Consider the following 16,776-nt stretch of genomic DNA (forward strand, 5'->3'; position numbering starts at 1 on the left):
TTCGCAATAAATATTTTCTTAATGGTAAATAATCAGTTCCGAAATTCGCAACTGACAAGAAGCGACAAAACGTTAGTGGCAAGTAGACCTAAAATACTAAAAAAATATGAAAAATTTATATCAATTTATCATCGTTATTTCAATGTTTTATGGCTGTAATTCATCTCCAAATATTAAGCCTAATGAAACTAACATAAACAGAAAAAGTACGGAAAAAATAACTGAAAAGGAGAAAATAACTCCTAAAATAAAGATTGATTCTGTAAAAATGCACGCTTTTGATAATATCTATTTTGGTTTTCAGAATGATCCTATTAAAAGCAAATATATGATAAATGGTATGGAATATTATATATCTATGTCGACAAGTTTACCATCTAAAGGCTTACAATCGTTTACTTTACAAAATAAAAAAGTATTTAAAACTGAAAAGAATGCAAAACAAGTACTAAGTGATTTACAAAAAACTATTTCTACAAAATATAAAAATACAACTGTTTTGAATAAAACCTTTTATATTGAAGAGGAACTAAAAAGAACTAATGATTTTGAAAAAAACTTTTTGAATAAATATGATGAAAATAGAATTGGTGAACCATATGAATTTATTTCTTGCATATGGAATCTGAAATATAAAATTATACAAATTGGATATTTAATTAGCTATCCAAATATGATGACAACGACTGAATCAACTCCGAGTTACAGCATATATATAGAATTTGAAAGTAAAATAATTACGATGAAAAAGCAAAATGAACCAAATTATAAAAAAAATGATTCTAGTAAATTTTAAACAACCATAAACATCTGTTTTCAATCCTTACTAAAAATTAATCTATAAAAATGAACAATAAAACTAAACCTTTTGGAGGTTAAAATCAAAAGAAATAGGTTAATTTACGTTCTGAAATTATCACATAATCAAGTAATAAGAAATTATGGGCATCTGCAACAGGTTTATTAAATGACAAGCTTGAAACAAGGTATTTGAAACCAATCTACAGAATTCTTTTTATGTGAATTACTTCTGGTGAGGTATCCGCTGTCATGACATTAATTTGTAGACTTATTGAGTTCTTACAAAGTTATTATGAATACCAAAAATATGATTATCAATTGACTAAATCACTATATACAAAAGTTAGTTATGGTAATTTTGGTAAAAAAATTAAATCATTTTTAGAACAACATCAGCCATTTAAAATTATTTTTTCAAAATCAATTTCTAAACCCAATTGCTTTATCTAGAAATTTGCTGATGATTTTAATCAAATGTTTGATGTTCATTTCTTCTCGAAGCATCGACCAAGAATGGTTGGACAATAAAAGCTAACAAAAAAAACATCCATAAATCTTGTTGATATCATTAGTTAAAATAACAAAATTATTAGAAGAGACAATTTTTTTGAAGAGATAATAATAAAAACATAAAATTAAACTCCAATCCCTTGAGTGAGCAAAGCACTATTTGATAATATTGAGAAGAACAGTAACACTAGCACATTAAAAGTATAAAATCAAGAACATTCTATGGCACTATCGGATATAGCAAGCAACAAAATAGCTTGGAGAAAAGCAGAAATTCAAGAATTATTAAATGGCTTTAATCATAAAACCGTACGACGAAAAATGAATGAAATTATTTCAATAGAAATGAATATTTCAATTGAAGAAGCTGGCAACATAAAAACCATTAAACAATCGATTGTAAAAAAAATTTTATTAGAATTTGAATAAATTTTGGGTTGTCAATTATAATCCTTTCTGCCTGAAAAACATATAAACATCAGCCAAATCTGTCCCCACACTAAATTCATTTTGTGTTTCTAACCAATTGCTAACTCTAATATTAAAACCAAAACTATTCAATTGATTGGCTTTTTCAAGCCATAAATCATATACCCCCTTATCAGGAAAAGCAATAATTTTCTGCTCTTTAATGGGCTTCAAAAAATCAAATTTAAATCCTCCCTTCCCTCCCGTCGACAACCAAACATATTCGGGCTTGAATATAGACATTATAATTGCTGATTTCTCCGATTCTATCAATGCAATTACTTTTGTGTTTTCACCAACTAAATGAAGACCAAATAAACATTGATTAAATCCTATCTTATCGATATTTAAACGACTTCGAACACTAGATATTATTGCATTCCCATCTTTACCTACTACCCTCTTTCCCGTTTCAGTATTATACAACATTAATTTCCCATGGTATACTCTTTCTTTTTGATCAATCTGCCAAAAAACGGTAATACCTTTCCAATCACTCCAACTACCAATTAAATAATTTAGAACAGCCGTTTGAACTTCCCTTGAAGTAAATAAAGTCTTGAGGAATATGATAAAATTATTCTGACTATCAGGAACCAAAACTGTTTTTTCGACTAGTTAGATCGTGAAACTTCGGTTGCTGTTTTGGCATAAGTAAACGATCAAAGGGTTTTGTAATAGTTTGGCTATCCGGGTAAAAAGCTTGATCACAACTGTGACAATATCCCTCTTTCAAGTATCCTTGAAATGGCGCAAATTTCCCATTTGAATTACTCTTCCCACATGGGCAATATTTAACTTGCCCACGATTCCTGCTAAATTTATATTCTTTCATTACTTTATTACTTTAAAGTACTTTAATTAAAATATCATTTATCACTTTAATACTTTACCAGCGTATATTTACGCTTAAAGTAAAGTAATTGAATAAAAAAAATCAAGATTTTTTGTATTCACCAAGTGTATAATGACCTTTTGGTTTTTCTTGTAGTAACCATAAATTGTTTTTACAGTCAGTTATTAGTTTTACGACTGCGTTTACACCAAGTTCTTTTTTTAATTGATTCTTAGAAGCTATCTTAATCTGAGTTTCCAATTCCTTGTAACTGTAACTTTTGTTGTGAGTAAAAACCTCTGTCAAAATTTGATACTTTTTTATGCTTTCTAATTTCGTGACATCATACCTATTCTTGATGGTTTCGGTTCTTAATTCTAGGTTTTCCACAATAGCTGGCAAGCCATCTACAATTTCAAAAGCAAAAACTTCAGGATCTATATTTCTACATTGTTGTGGCTCAACAATAGAAACATTATTATCACTCTCACATTTAGTGATAGATAAAACTGTTTCAGCTTTATTTATTAGCTCCGTTCCAATATGTCCTCGAGCATTGTTATCGCTTTTGTTTTGATGGAGTACAGTGACTATATGAATATTTCGTTCTTCTGTCCACTTTAGCAATTTACTTGCTATCATAGAAGCTTCTGATTCATCATTAATTGAAGTTACTAAATCTTTAATACCATCTATGATAACAAAACCAACCTTAGGATTATTATAAATGAGCGCTTCAATGATTTGTAATCTTTCCATTGGAGATTTACTTCTCAAATGATAAACGTGTAAATTTTTTGGTTCATTGATATTAATTTGTTTACATATTCGCTTTAAAGCTAATTGCACGTGATATTTCCCTTGCTCGGTATCGAAATATAAAACCTCGTTTTGTTTTTGCGGTAGTTCACTTTTGAATCTGTTTAAAATGATATCATTACTGACTGCAGTAGAAACAGCAATATTGATAAAAAAAGATTTTCTACTTTTGGCTTTACCAATTATCAAACTGAAGTTACCTAATGTACCCAGAGTACTGCATCCTTCCGTTTTTAAATTTGTTATTTGCCAAGCAATTTGCGGAGCCTGTAAATATTCATTAACATCAATTTTTAAAGATTGAGCTATTAGTAAAAGCTTTTGTAAATCAATATTATGATGAAGTTTCATTTCTTCATCGATAGCATGACCTAAACTATTAAGTCCACTTATTGGAAATGTAGTTTCCATAGCCTTAAAAATTTAGTGGTTTTACTGCTTGTAAAACTTGCTCTCTTGAGTAAAAAACCCTGTTCCCAAGTCCAAAACTTTTTAGTTTCCCGCTTTTAGTATGTTTCCATAGCGTTGAAAAGTTTATACTCAACAAATCACAAACCTCTTTTCGGGTCATTAAATCGTTAGCTTTTTCAGTCTGTTCGTTTTTACAACCTAAAAGTTCAAGTGTACGTAAGGCAATTTTTTCAGTTAATTCTTCTACTGAAACTGGAGTTAAAATTAAATTGTGCATTTTTCTAATTTGGTTTAAATTAATAATGCACAAAGAATGTGAGGTAATTTCTGGGTGTACATTTAAGGTATTTACCTTAAAATACCCAAATCATGAAGAATATTTATTTTCTAAATAAGTTTTGACGATTGGATCATTATTAGAAAGTTCAATGATAACATTTTGCCAATTATCGCCAAAGCTATTTTTTAGAACCTTCGAATTGTTTAAGTCAATAGTAATAAAACTTCTGTAGAAACCTTGACCTGACTTGTTTGTCATTTTGCGACCAATTATTTCTAATTCTTTTTTCCTAAACTCACCTTCCGTATTAGATGGTGGCAATTTTCCATTGGCACATAATTGTATCCAATACAGCAAAGCGTACCATTTGTCAGCAATTTTTCTGGGTTCATCAGTTGTACTTAAATCTTTAATATTGTTGTCATGTTCATTTATTTTATCATCTGATAAAACAAATAATTCAGTCGCTTTTTTGTTGATAAATTGCTCTTTCCATTTATTTTTAAGTTCAATTAAATTTGGTAGAACATTTTTAAGTAAAAAATTAAATTCTGGTAATTTGTAGCCCTCAGTCTTTTCGATTAATTGAACAAAATGACTCATTTTATTTTTTCTAATGATCTCATTTATAACATCTAGATCATATCCTTGGTTTTGTAGATCCCTAATTTGTAAGTCCATTACTATTTTCGCGTCGATCATTTCTTTGATAATCTTTTTGTATTCAGCTGGACTTTCAAATGGAAAATCATAAGACGAATCGATGTTGATTACCATTCCGCTTTTAAGAACAAAATCTTTATTACCTGATAAGATACCTGATAATTTTAAGTTTAGAATGTTGTTACAATCCCAACTAAACAAAAGGTCAATATCGGATAGAATTTTAACTGATAAATCTAAAAATTTCATATCGACACTCTTTTCTGCCCATTCGTTAAGCAACTCAGTATTGTTGAGTATCCCTTGAGTTAAATCTGTAATGTAAGTAGGTTTGTTTTTTTTCATAAACTTTCTATGGTTATTGTGCAATAGGCCTAATAACTTCCATTACGGGAGCAACTTGGCTTTTAGGTGTTAACTTGCTAAAATATTCTAACATATGATAAGCACTATCATATGGCGTTTTACCGATATAAGCTAAAAACATTCTTTCAGAACCATGTCCTGTGATATCTTTTAAGATTGGAGTTGGAATACGACCATAAAAATTAGTAGCAAATGAGCGCCTACAGATATGACTAGTCACCATCTTATATTTAGGATAAACATCTTTCACATTTGGCTTCCTTTGATTTATTTTTTTACGTCCTTTGATAGGAGTATTAAGCCCAGCCGCAAGACATACCTCCTTTATATATTCATTAAAATGTACAAGCGAGATTTTGTATGGCAAACCACTTTCTACAATTTGCACTGCATCAGGCAATAAGGGTATAGCAACCATTTTACCTGTTTTTTGCTGCTTTAATTCTATAATTTTAACACCATTTATCTCCTTGATATTATTCTGGGTAATACTCAGTAAATCTCCTCCACGTTGACCAATTAAACAACCAAGTAAAAGCCACTTTCTTGCATTTAGTAATGCCTCTCTTAGTAGTGGCGCTGCTTTTATAGATTCCTGTTCTTCCTCTGTTAAAAAAATAATATCCTCGGGCTCTTTACTCTCTGAAATTCCTTTAATGTTTTTAATTTGTGGCGAAGTTTCAACTTCATTTTTAGATGCATCAAAACAGATAGTTCTTATGTTAGCTATATTTTTACCAACATAATTCGGAGAATAACCTTGATTAAATAGCCATATTTTATAGCGTTCTACCCATCTTAAATCAATATCTTTAATGAGGATGCTTTTCTTTTGCAAAAATTCTTCCTCATAACGGATAATTGTTTTCTTAAAAAGTTTTAAATTTTGAACTCGGCCGTTACTTAATCCAAGACCTTTTTTAGCATTTTGCTTAAAGGGTGCTTCATCGATATATTTTTGAATGTAAGTGGTCAAAATATCCAAATCAATTACAGGAACTTTATTATTGAATAAATCAATTTGAAGTTGAAGCCAATCACCATTAAATTCGATTCCTGCACTTACTGCTTTATTATGCGCTTCATTGATAAAAAAGGCTAACTTTTCCAATTTTATTCTCAAGCCTTTCAACTCTTCATTGCTTGTTTTCGGAAGAGATTTATCAATGCTCCAATCTTTTGCATCGATCAAAAAACCTGTTTTCCGTTTTAAAACAATATCCCTACTTACCGAATATCGAACATAAATATTAGAGTTTTCTTTTTTGCTTTGAAGTAAGAATTTTACAGTAGCCATGATAGTCTTTTTTATAAACTCAAATATAGAAAAAAATTGTAAAATCTAGTCAACCGTTAGTCAACCAACTTCATATTTAATCATATTTACTCATATTTAAACACATCTATTAAATTATAAAATACTGACTATCAATATATTTAAATATTTTTAAAAATATGCAAATATATGGGTAATGTCCCCACCGTGGTCACTTTAAAATTTAAATCCCATCTTGATGGGATTTTTTTGTTTCAAACCTTTCTGTACCCAAATGAAAGACATGAAATAAAATTCGAAAAAAATCTTCTACAAAAGCATTTCTCAAAATCATCATACTCGCTAGTGTTATTATCATCGAATAAAAAGTATTTCCGATTTTTACTTCATATTTTTAAAACTAACTGATAAAAACAATAATAAACCAAGCATAAAATCGTTGTATATTTTTAGTAATAAATGTACTTTTATTGCAATTAGAAAATAATCAAAAAAAGAAAACCCAAACTGTACCAATCCTCATGAAAAAAATATTTTTACTTGCCATTTTATTGAGTTCTTACGTAGGATGGAGCCAAGATCCAGCTGCTTACGCCTTGTTTGACAAAGCCATCAAAAAAGCAGAAGCAGGAAATTCAAAAGGAGCTATAGACGATTATACAAAAGCAATCAAAATTGATCCTTTGTTCGCATCAGCATATCTCAACAGAGCACTTTTAAAACAAAAATTAGGAGACATAAATGGAGCCTTGAGTGATGTAAACATAACTATAAAAATAGAACCACAGCGAGCAGATGCTTTCACTACTCGAGCAGATATCAGCTACAAAGCAAAAGATTACAAAACTACCATTCAAGATTGTACCACTGCAATCAACATGAATGCAAAAGATTACATTGCTTATAACCTGCGAGGCTTGGCAAATTATCATTCAAAAAATACCAAAAATGCTTGTGCCGATTTTACAAAAGCTATTCAACTCGGTAGCCAAAGTGCGGTGAAAAATAAAAAAACCTTTTGTAAATAAAACTTCAAACGCTTTTTTTGTAAAAATGACTTACTCAATGGTAGGTCATTTTTTTTTTCAAATCTCAAGAAACAGCTTGTCTCTTAAAACAATACAATACCTAATTATTTTCACTTTCAAAATTTAACATCTGATCTATTTATAATTCTAAAGGAACAAGTACTTTTGCAACGTCAAATTACACACTTTGAAAAAGTTCAGTATCTACATACTTTCTTTTATTTTACTCCTGCCCACTTTTGGCAGCTCTTTTACGTATTTGAACTTTAAACTCCAGCAAGAAGAAATTGCCAAAACCATTTGTGTGCAACGCAAAATGGTTTTTAATAGTTGTAACGGACGATGCGAACTGCAAAAAAGCCTAAAACGCTACACTGATAACGAAAAAAGTATGCAAAACACCCTCAAAGAAAAAGTTGATGTGGTGTACGTGCAAGAACTGCTTACTACTTCATACGAGTTGGTACAACCTGTCGTTATTACAACAAAAACCGAAACTGTTGTAAACCGTAAACCGGTTTCATTTTCGGCTTACACCTTTCGCCCTCCCGCTTATTTCATTTAAAAAGATCATTCTGTTTTAGAACGAAAGGCGCATTATGTTGCCTATTTCGTTTTACAATATTGCGCAGGCACTAACCGCGTCTTGATTTTTCGTGCTTTGTTTGCTTGCTTTTTAGCCTTGCAAACATTTTAAACCCACTAATTTATTAATTAAGTTTTGCAACTTAATTAAATGAGGATTCTGGGTTAAATTTTCACTGAAATAAGATTTTTACACCTTTCAAAAAAAAATGAAAAAATTGATTTTTGTAATGCTTTTGGCGTTACAATATACCTATGCACAAAAAACTGCTGCAACAGATAGCAGCGCCGTAGAAAACCTAAACGAAGTAGTAATTACTGCCAATCGTGGCAAGGCCAAACGAAGTGAGGTGCCAGTGGCAATTTCTAAACTATCTACAAAACTCATACAAGAAACTAAAGCAACTTCTGCTTTCGAAATTGTGAATAAAACGCCTGGCGTAATGATGACAAATCTCGGTAACGAGCAACACGGAATGTCCATCAGGCAACCTATGGGTTTGAGCCCTTACTATTTGTATCTCGAAGACGGTTTGCCTATTAGACCACTCGCCGTTTTCAACCATAATGCGTTACTTGAAATGAATCCGTTTAATTTACAAAATTTAGAAGTGATCAAAGGTCCCGCTTCATCACTTTACGGTCCTGAGGCTGTGGGCGGAACCATAAATTTTATTACTGTAAAACCAAGCCGCGATCCCGAATTTAAAGTAGGCATTCAAGCAGATCAATACGGCTACCGCAACCTGCAAGCCTTTGGGAGCGCTACCATCGGTAAATTTTCGTTTGCTATTGCGGGCGCAAGCACTGACCAAACTAACAGTTGGCTCACTTTTTCTGATTACAACAAAAACAATTTGAACGCTAAATTCCAATACAATTTTAGCAATAGTCTCCGTTTGATTAGCAGTACTTTTTATGGGCAATATTACTCGGACATGACGGGAAGCGTGAATGAGCAAGATTTTAATAATCGTTCCTACAAAAGCTCAACCGACTTTACCTACCGAAAATCAGAGGCTTTACGCAGCCGTTTAACACTTGAAAAAGAATGGTCTGAAAACAGCCAAACCGTTGTAACAGTTTACCACCGAGACAATAAATTAGGACAAAACCCAAGCTACGGCATTCGATGGAATCCTACGCCATCAGCAACCAACGATCCTACAAAAGCAACTGGCGAAATCAATTCGAACGATTTTAAGAGTTACGGAATAGTAGCGCAGCACACGCAAGGATTTTCGTTTTTAAACTCTAAACTAATCGCTGGAACTACTTACGATAGGTCACCAAACGATTATTTTTCGCACCAAATTAAACTACAAGCCAACCGAAATCCGGATGGAAAGACGGTAAACAATTACCAAATTTTAGAAGTTCGACCAGATTTACGCATTTCAAGTTACAATGCTACCATTTACAACAACTCGGGCTATGTGCAATACAACTTTCAACCCCTTTCAAAAGTAACGGTAACTACAGGGGCGCGCTACGACTACATCAAAATTGATTACACCAATAACATCAATGCTACTTCGGGAGCCAAAACCTACGATCAACTAACCTTTAAAGCGGGTATCAATTACAATCCGCTTACTAATGTTGGGTTTTATGCCAACTATTCTCAAGGATTCTCTCCGCCTTCGGTGACTACTTTATTCCGTCCAAAACCTGGAGTTACGCCCGTACAATTTTACACGGATCTTGATGCGGCAAATTTTTCAAACTATGAAATTGGTGGTTATAGCAGTTTGCTAAAAAACAAATTGACACTAGATTTTGCCGTGTATGTACTTGATGGTCGCAATGAATTATTGAGCATTCGTCAACCTGACAATTCAACCGATACCCAATCAGCTGGAAAAACAAGTCATAGAGGAATTGAACTTGGGTTACAATACAATCCGTCATCACAGCTTGCATTTCGCCTTGGCGGAACCTACGCGCGTCATGAATTTATCGATTTTACTATTTCCAGACGAAGCACCGATGCGGTTCAAAAACTCGACGGCTTTGACATGCCTATCGCACCGCGATGGATTGCCAATTCTGAGCTCAATTACTACCCTAAATGGTTCCCTAACTTCCGTGCAGCGCTAGAGTGCCAGTACGTTTCAAGCTGGTTTCAAAACCAAATCAACACTGTTTCCTACGGCGGCTACACCCTTTTTAATGCTCGATTAGGCTACCGTTACAAGCAAGTTGAAATTTTTACTAATATCATGAACTTGACCGATAAATTGTATGCCACCAATGTTTCTCGAGGCAATGCAGCAATCGATCAGGCTACGTATACCGCCGCCGCACCCCGCATTTTCATGATGGGATTGCAGTACAATTTATCGTTAAAAAAATAATTATCAGGAGCTTATCCGGCTATCCGCTTTATCTTTTTTGAGGCCAAAAAAAAGGCCTCAAAAAAGGATATCGCTCCTATCCGGGCTAAAAAACACACAAAATGAAAAAAGAAAATCAAAAGACATCTACACGAAAAAAAGATTCCAAGTGGATCAAAAAAATCAAGCAGCACGTCTACGCGTGGCACCGAACTTTGGCCATAATCACCATTATTCCGGTTATATTTTGGACACTTTCAGGCATCATGCATCCGTTTATGGCGCATTTTTTTAAACCCGAAATCGCCAATCAAGAACTACCACAAACCGCCATTAATCAGAGTCAATTGCCATTGACTTTGAAAGAGGTTTTGCAAAAAAACCAAATCAAAACGTTCAAAAACTTTCGCCTAGTCAGCCTGAAAGATAAAACCTATTATCAAGTAAAAACCGAATCAGGAGTGCTACTCTATTTTGACGCAACCACTGCTCAAAAACTTGAAAACGGCGATCAAAAATACGCCGAAGTTCTGGCGCGTTACTTTTTACAAGACAGCACCAGCAGCATTTCAAACAGCAAAGTCCTCACTGAATTTACAACGCAATACAAGTACGTCAATCGCTACTTGCCCGTATACCAACTGAGTTTTGATCGTGCCGATGAAATGCAAGTTTATGTAGAAACGGCCTCAAGTAAACTAGCTACTTTCAACCCGAAATCACGCCAAATTTTTATTTGGTTCTTCGATACCTTTCACAATTGGTCGTTTATTGATGCGATTTCCAATAACAGTTTGCGCATCATAATCATGATTGTACTTTTGTCTGTGATCTCCTTTTCAGCAATAAGCGGACTCTTGATTTATGGTCTTTTCTGGAAACAATTCAAAAAAAGTGATGCGCTTGCTCCCAAAAAAGGCATCCGCCGATACCACCGACAAATCGGGATTTGGATTTCATTATTTACCTTAACCTTTGCTTTTAGCGGTGCATACCACGCCACTACCAAATGGGATCCGTACACACTCTCGCAAATGGTGTACGAACCTAGCTTTAAAACCGAAGCACTTACAACTTCACTTACTGATTTAAAACTAGATTGGAATCGGTTTGAAAATGCCAGTATAGTTGCTTTTCAAGACAGTTTGTACTACCGTTGCCAACAGCTTCCAAAGCAAGTAACAAAGACCAACACAGCCATCAGCGCACCCGAGTCAAAATGGGCGAAGAAAGACAAACAACCACTAGAAATAGTTTACATCAACGCACAAACCAATCGCATTTCGGCCAATCTAGATATGAAATATGCTGAATTTTTAGCGCATTATTTTACAGATGGCGCACCAAAAGCCGCTTGTTGCGAAATGATCCCTGAAACTGATGAACCTGAAACTTCTTTACAAAACGCTAAATTGGTTGAAACGAAAACCATTTACGAATTTGAAAGTCGCGAGTATGGCTTTGTGAACAAGCGCCTTCCCGTTGTAAAACTTGCTTATGACACGCCTGAAAATACTACTTATTTTATAGAAACAGCCACCTCAAGATTAGCCGCAAAAGTAGAAAACGCAGACAAAAGAGAAGGTTATTCTTTTGCTATTCTACACAAATTTTTATTTTTAGATTGGGCAGGCAAAAATATACGTGATGCAGCAATGGTTTTGGCCGCACTGGCAATTTTAATCGTGAGTGTTTTAGGATTGATTTTATTCCTGAAGAAAAAATAAAAGCCAAAAAAAAGCGTCATAAACAAGAGTTCATGACGCTTTACTTTTCAATAGCACTAATTATTTCATCAATTGTTGTAAAGGTTTTAGCTGTTCCATATCTATTTTTGATTGCTGCAACACACTCATCATGGTCATAATATGCGTCGGGTTCATGTCTTTGCCCAAAACACGTACAACTACAAAACCGTTTTCTTTTTTGTTACCGTACAAAATAAACTCATCGATGTGTTCATCAGTACCTACAAAACTCACCGAAGCACCCTCTTTTCCAGAACCAAACTTCATCAATTGTTGGTACTTTTTGTCTTTTAAAATCAAATCGACTTTAGCACGCTCTGTTTCAAACTCTGCTTTATTGGTCGCATTTGCCTTAAAGGCCAACACATTCATTTTGTCAAAAGATTTTAATGCTTCCGTTTGAGCGACTGATAATTTGCTCGCATCCACATTTAAAATATTAGGCGAAACATCTAAGGCAACAAAGTTTTTATTTTCGGCATGTTCAACAAAATACTTTTGCAAAGAAGATTCATTGTTGCAACTCCATAAAAAGAGCACCATTAGTACGGGAATTCCGAATCGCAATTTCATCTTACTTTTTACCTTTAGTTGCTTTTTTCAAGTCGTCACCGCCAGGAATACGCATTTTATCTGTCAAAACCGAAAGTTGATTCAAGTCGAAATTTCCTGTTAATGACATCAAAACGGTATCTTCGTTTTTGGCTCCTTCAATAAACATCAACAACTCGCGTATTTGCGTATCGGTCGTCCCTGATTTTACCATGATTTTTACATTTCGGCCATTATCGTTCACACGCATTAACTCTTCAAGACCTGCTGTTTTGACATATTTTTCAGCTGCAAGTTTCATTTCGCCTTCTACTCGAGTACTTTTAGTAGTAAACACTTTTAGGTTGTCTAACTTTTTAATTAAAGCTAAATATTGCTGCGTATCTTTATCGGATGCATCCATTTTAACTTTGCTCATTAAGTCGAACATTTTTTTGTTTACAATGATAGAAGTAACATCGTCTTGACCGTCAAATTTATCAAACGCCGATTGTGCAAAAAGCGAACTTGTAGCCAAAAACAATGCTAATGTGAGCGCTATTTTACGAAACGATTTTCGAATTGAAATTCCATTTGTTGCGTTAACTAACGCTTTTTGATTGATTGATTTCATGATATAATTGGGTATTTGTGATTACTTAATTTTAGATAATAATTCTTGATTAACTGCCTTGCTGTTTCGCAACAGGCTTCTTGAAAACTTTATTTTTTGCAATTTGATACTCTTCAATATACTGTACACTTTCTATGCCAACATTTACTTGACTAGACAACATTGATAATGCCTTTTGTGTTGCCTCAAATGCTACTTTAGGATCTTCGTAAGTACCTAAATCTGATTGCTCAGTTCCGTTTGTTTGTAAAAGAGCAAAAGTACTCCAACCTACAAGCACCACTACAGATGCTGCCGCTGACCACCACAGCATTCTATTACGGGCTGGTTTTACAGTTCTAAAAATTGGCAATTGTTTAGGGCACTCTTCTACTTTTGCTTGATCAAAATAACCAAAAAGCGACTGGTATTGTTGCAAATGTGGAGCAGGAACTTGCGTGGAAAAATAATCTCGTAGTTGCTGCTCTTCGTTCAAAGAAGTTTCTCCGTTAAAATATTTTTCTAAAAGACTATCTACCTCGCTCCATTCCATAATTGTGTGTTTTTGTCATATTTTCTCTAATTGTTTTACGCGCCCTTGATAGCGCTACGCGAATGGCACTTTCGCTCATCTTCAAAATTTCAGCCATTTCGTCAAAATCATATTGTTCAATGTCTCTCAACTGAATTATTACCCTCTGTTGTTCAGGCAACTGCAGCATTATTTTGTTAACCCATTCTAGGCTATCAGTATCTTCAACAGTTTGTTCAACTCCCGCTGCTCCGTCAGTGTAATTGGTATGAACCAGTTGCATGTTGCCAGAACGCTTGGCTTTCAACTGATCTAAGCAATAATTTTTGGTCATTGTCATAGCCATCGCCTCTGTGCTTTTGTAGGTTTGTAAATTGTCGCTCTTAGTCCACAACTTCACCAAAACTTCTTGTGTAGCATCCTCAGCTTCTTCGGTACTCACCAACAAACGTTTGGCCAATCGAAAGAGTTTGTCTTTGAAGGGTAAAACGACTGTTAAAAATTCATTTTGGTTCATACTAAGGGTACTGTTTGACCGTTTACAAAAAGAAGACGATTCACATTTATTTTTGCAACAAAAAAACGTAAAATAAAACTAAAGATATTATTTTTACGTTAATTAAAGAATTAAACCAAATTTATGAAAACCTACTTTAAACTATTACTAGTAGCGCTTGTTACTACTTTTTTTGTTCAAGGCTGTCAAGACAATGACGATATAGTACCACCAGCAACTCTTGAAATTCAAGATTTTATCTGGAAAGGAATGAATCAATACTACTTATGGACGGACGAAGTCGCTAATTTAGATGAGAATAGATTTCCAAATCAAGGTGCTTTGAATTCATTTCTACAAAACTACAACAAACCAGAAGATTTGTTCGCGGCTTTACGAGTAAGTTCAGATTTAGACAAATTCAGTTGGATTGTTGATGACTACTTGGAGCTTGAAGGACAATTTCAAGGGACAACCAACAACAACGGCGTTGAATTTGGTTTGGGCAGAATATCAGCTGGATCATCGGAAATTTTTGGTTTTGTACGATACATTATTCCAGGATCAAATGCATCAACTAAAGATATTAAACGTGGTGACATTTTTACGGGAGTAAACGGAACACCACTTACCATAAGTAACTATATTTCATTACTTTACGGAGCTAACAATGATTACACATTGAACATGGCTAATTTGGTAGGAAACACGCTAGTTGCAAATGGGAAAAATATTGCTTTAACTAAAACGGTTTTGACAGAGAATCCTATCTTAGTTAACAAAGTAATTACTGTTGGATCTCGCAAGATTGGTTATTTGATGTATAATGCTTTTACCGCCACATTTGACACCCAATTAAATAACGCTTTTGGAACTTTAAAAGCACAAGGGATTACTGAACTAGTTCTTGACTTGCGTTATAATGGCGGAGGATCAGTGCAAACTGCAACTCGATTGGCGAGTATGATTACAGGTCAATTTACAGGCAAAATATTTGCAAAACAGCAATGGAATAAAGCAATTAATGATTATTTTGAAGCTGAAGATCCAAACGCTTTAAACAACTTTTTTACCGATAAAATTGAAAGTACGCCAATTAATAGTTTGAATTTGACCAAGGTTTATATACTGACATCATCTAGTTCAGCATCAGCGAGTGAATTGGTAATTAATGGCTTGAAACCTCATATTACAGTTGTTCAAATTGGAGATGTAACTGTAGGTAAAAATGTTGGTTCCGTAACTTTATACGACTCACCTACTTTTGGTACTGAAAACAGAAATCCAAAACATCGTTATGCCATGCAACCAATTGTACTTAAAATTGTCAATTCTTTGAATTTTGGAGAGTATCAAAGCGGATTAAGACCGGACGTTTCTGTATTAGAATCAATAGGGAATTTGGGCGTTTTAGGTGACGAAAATGAGCCATTATTGCGTGCCGCTATTTCACGAATTACAAATAATGCTCGATTGATACCGCAAAGTAAAGTCACGAACTTTCAAGCAGTAAGTAACCCTATGGAAAACAACGGCTTTAACCAAATGTATCTTGAAAAAGCGCCGGAAGGTTTATTGAAAGCTTTAGAACAAAAATAATTTTCGACCACAAACATATTTAAAGTGCCACAACAAGAAAGGTTCAAGCCTTTTTTGTTGTGGCATTTTCTATTTTAAAAAACTTGGAAACGAAAATTTTTAAAGTCTGACAAATAAAAATTAATTCAACGAGCAATAAACTATATATTTTGTAAGTTTATAAATACTAACACTTAAAAAACTACAACCATGAAAAAAGCAATTCCGTATTTTGTCGCGCTAACCGCACTAGTAAGTTTAAGCTTTACGCAACCTAACTTCAATAACAACAAGCAAATTCACGTAGTTATTGATGCCGGGCATGGAGGAAGCGATTTTGGCGCAAGCTCTATTCTTTATAAAGAAAAGCAAATTGTTGCTGCTATATCCCAAAAAATAAAAGCATTAAACCAAAATCAAGACGTAATAATTCATTTTACAAGAGAAGAGGATGAATTTTTATCCTTGACAGATCGAGCCAAGATGATCAGTGAAATCAAGCCTGATTTAGTACTCTCACTTCACGTGAATCAAAGTGCGAATATTGCGAAATCCGGAATGGAATTTTATGTGTCAAATACTTCAAAAGACAATGATGCAACGCACACTATTGCCCAAGCGCTGCAAGAAAAATTCAAAAAAGACAATGCTATCAGTGCAACCGAGATCAAAAAAGCGCCTTTTTTCATTTTAAAAAAGTCAGCTGCACCAGCCGTTTTAATCGAATTAGGATACCTTTCTAATACTGCAGACAGAGCAATGCTAACCGATGAAAAACAGCAAGAAAAAATTGCATCCACAATTCTATCTTTTGTTTCAGAACTAAAATAAAAAAATAAAAAAGCGAGATCATCAGTACTGAGTCTCGCTTTTTCGTTTCCAATTCAAACAAAATCTATT

Annotated in this window: 17 protein-coding genes; 8 read left to right on the forward strand and 9 right to left on the reverse strand. The window is 33.9% G+C overall.

Going from position 1 to position 16,776, the window contains the following annotated elements; genetic code table 11:
• Nucleotides 1-106 precede the first annotated feature (106 nt).
• Nucleotides 107-796 (forward strand): hypothetical protein, encoded by a 690-nt coding sequence (locus KBJ98_RS07760; protein ID WP_210789220.1) that lies wholly within the window; start codon nt 107-109, stop codon nt 794-796.
• A 737-nt stretch (nt 797-1,533) separates the two neighbouring features.
• Nucleotides 1,534-1,740: a hypothetical protein gene (locus tag KBJ98_RS07765; RefSeq protein ID WP_210789222.1), complete on the forward strand. Its 207-nt coding sequence runs from the start codon at nt 1,534-1,536 to the stop codon at nt 1,738-1,740.
• A gap of 15 nt (nt 1,741-1,755) precedes the next feature.
• Here the strand turns inward: KBJ98_RS07765 and KBJ98_RS07770 are convergent, their stop codons facing one another.
• From KBJ98_RS07770 to KBJ98_RS07790, 5 genes are all read right to left on the reverse strand, one after another.
• A complete protein-coding gene (locus KBJ98_RS07770) occupies nt 1,756-2,379 on the reverse strand; it encodes a DUF6371 domain-containing protein (RefSeq protein ID WP_210789224.1) in 624 nt (207 codons plus the stop codon).
• 337 nt (nt 2,380-2,716) lie between these two features.
• The gene (locus KBJ98_RS07775; protein ID WP_210789225.1) at nt 2,717-3,844 is read right to left on the reverse strand and encodes an AAA family ATPase; all 1,128 of its coding nucleotides are present in this window, start codon (nt 3,842-3,844) and stop codon (nt 2,717-2,719) included.
• Between the two features lie 4 nt (nt 3,845-3,848).
• Nucleotides 3,849-4,121 (reverse strand): helix-turn-helix domain-containing protein, encoded by a 273-nt coding sequence (locus tag KBJ98_RS07780; RefSeq protein WP_210789228.1) that lies wholly within the window; start codon nt 4,119-4,121, stop codon nt 3,849-3,851.
• Nucleotides 4,122-4,211: 90 nt separating this feature from the next.
• Nucleotides 4,212-5,132, reverse strand: a complete 921-nt coding sequence (locus KBJ98_RS07785) for a hypothetical protein (protein ID WP_210789230.1) — start codon at nt 5,130-5,132, stop codon at nt 4,212-4,214.
• A gap of 13 nt (nt 5,133-5,145) precedes the next feature.
• Complete coding sequence (locus KBJ98_RS07790) at nt 5,146-6,450, reverse strand: phage integrase SAM-like domain-containing protein (protein ID WP_210789232.1); 1,305 nt, start codon at nt 6,448-6,450, stop codon at nt 5,146-5,148.
• Nucleotides 6,451-6,950: 500 nt separating this feature from the next.
• Between KBJ98_RS07790 and KBJ98_RS07795 the strand changes: the two genes are divergently transcribed.
• The 4 genes from KBJ98_RS07795 (at nt 6,951) to KBJ98_RS07810 (ending at nt 12,105) form a co-directional block, all read left to right on the forward strand.
• A complete protein-coding gene (locus KBJ98_RS07795; RefSeq protein ID WP_210789234.1) occupies nt 6,951-7,457 on the forward strand; it encodes a tetratricopeptide repeat protein in 507 nt (168 codons plus the stop codon).
• Nucleotides 7,458-7,644: 187 nt separating this feature from the next.
• Nucleotides 7,645-8,022 (forward strand): hypothetical protein, encoded by a 378-nt coding sequence (locus KBJ98_RS07800; protein ID WP_225899083.1) that lies wholly within the window; start codon nt 7,645-7,647, stop codon nt 8,020-8,022.
• A 229-nt stretch (nt 8,023-8,251) separates the two neighbouring features.
• Complete coding sequence (locus KBJ98_RS07805) at nt 8,252-10,399, forward strand: TonB-dependent receptor family protein (protein WP_210789236.1); 2,148 nt, start codon at nt 8,252-8,254, stop codon at nt 10,397-10,399.
• Nucleotides 10,400-10,500: 101 nt separating this feature from the next.
• Complete coding sequence (locus KBJ98_RS07810) at nt 10,501-12,105, forward strand: PepSY-associated TM helix domain-containing protein (protein WP_210789238.1); 1,605 nt, start codon at nt 10,501-10,503, stop codon at nt 12,103-12,105.
• Between the two features lie 60 nt (nt 12,106-12,165).
• On the opposite strand, the gene KBJ98_RS07815 is transcribed toward KBJ98_RS07810, so the two are convergent.
• From KBJ98_RS07815 to KBJ98_RS07830, 4 genes are read right to left on the reverse strand one after another with little or no spacing between them, the layout of a single operon-like run.
• Entirely contained in the window at nt 12,166-12,699 is a 534-nt protein-coding gene (locus tag KBJ98_RS07815) for a DUF4252 domain-containing protein (RefSeq protein ID WP_210789241.1), read from the reverse strand.
• 1 nt (nt 12,700) lies between these two features.
• On the reverse strand, nt 12,701-13,291 hold the full coding sequence (locus KBJ98_RS07820) for a DUF4252 domain-containing protein (protein WP_210789243.1): 591 nt from the start codon (nt 13,289-13,291) through the stop codon (nt 12,701-12,703).
• A 49-nt stretch (nt 13,292-13,340) separates the two neighbouring features.
• Complete coding sequence (locus tag KBJ98_RS07825; RefSeq protein WP_210789244.1) at nt 13,341-13,823, reverse strand: hypothetical protein; 483 nt, start codon at nt 13,821-13,823, stop codon at nt 13,341-13,343.
• Nucleotides 13,801-14,319 carry an RNA polymerase sigma factor gene (locus KBJ98_RS07830; protein WP_210789246.1) on the reverse strand — a complete coding sequence of 173 codons (519 nt, stop codon included), beginning with the start codon at nt 14,317-14,319 and terminating at the stop codon, nt 13,801-13,803. Before KBJ98_RS07830 ends, KBJ98_RS07825 begins: the two co-directional genes overlap by 23 nt.
• 123 nt (nt 14,320-14,442) lie before the next feature.
• Between KBJ98_RS07830 and KBJ98_RS07835 the strand changes: the two genes are divergently transcribed.
• The gene (locus tag KBJ98_RS07835; RefSeq protein WP_210789248.1) at nt 14,443-15,897 is read left to right on the forward strand and encodes a S41 family peptidase; all 1,455 of its coding nucleotides are present in this window, start codon (nt 14,443-14,445) and stop codon (nt 15,895-15,897) included.
• A 189-nt stretch (nt 15,898-16,086) separates the two neighbouring features.
• Entirely contained in the window at nt 16,087-16,707 is a 621-nt protein-coding gene (locus tag KBJ98_RS07840; protein WP_210789249.1) for an N-acetylmuramoyl-L-alanine amidase family protein, read from the forward strand.
• The last annotated feature ends 69 nt before the right edge of the window (nt 16,708-16,776 follow it).

Source organism: Flavobacterium erciyesense, assembly GCF_018069925.1.
In the GTDB taxonomy this organism is placed as follows: domain Bacteria; phylum Bacteroidota; class Bacteroidia; order Flavobacteriales; family Flavobacteriaceae; genus Flavobacterium; species Flavobacterium erciyesense.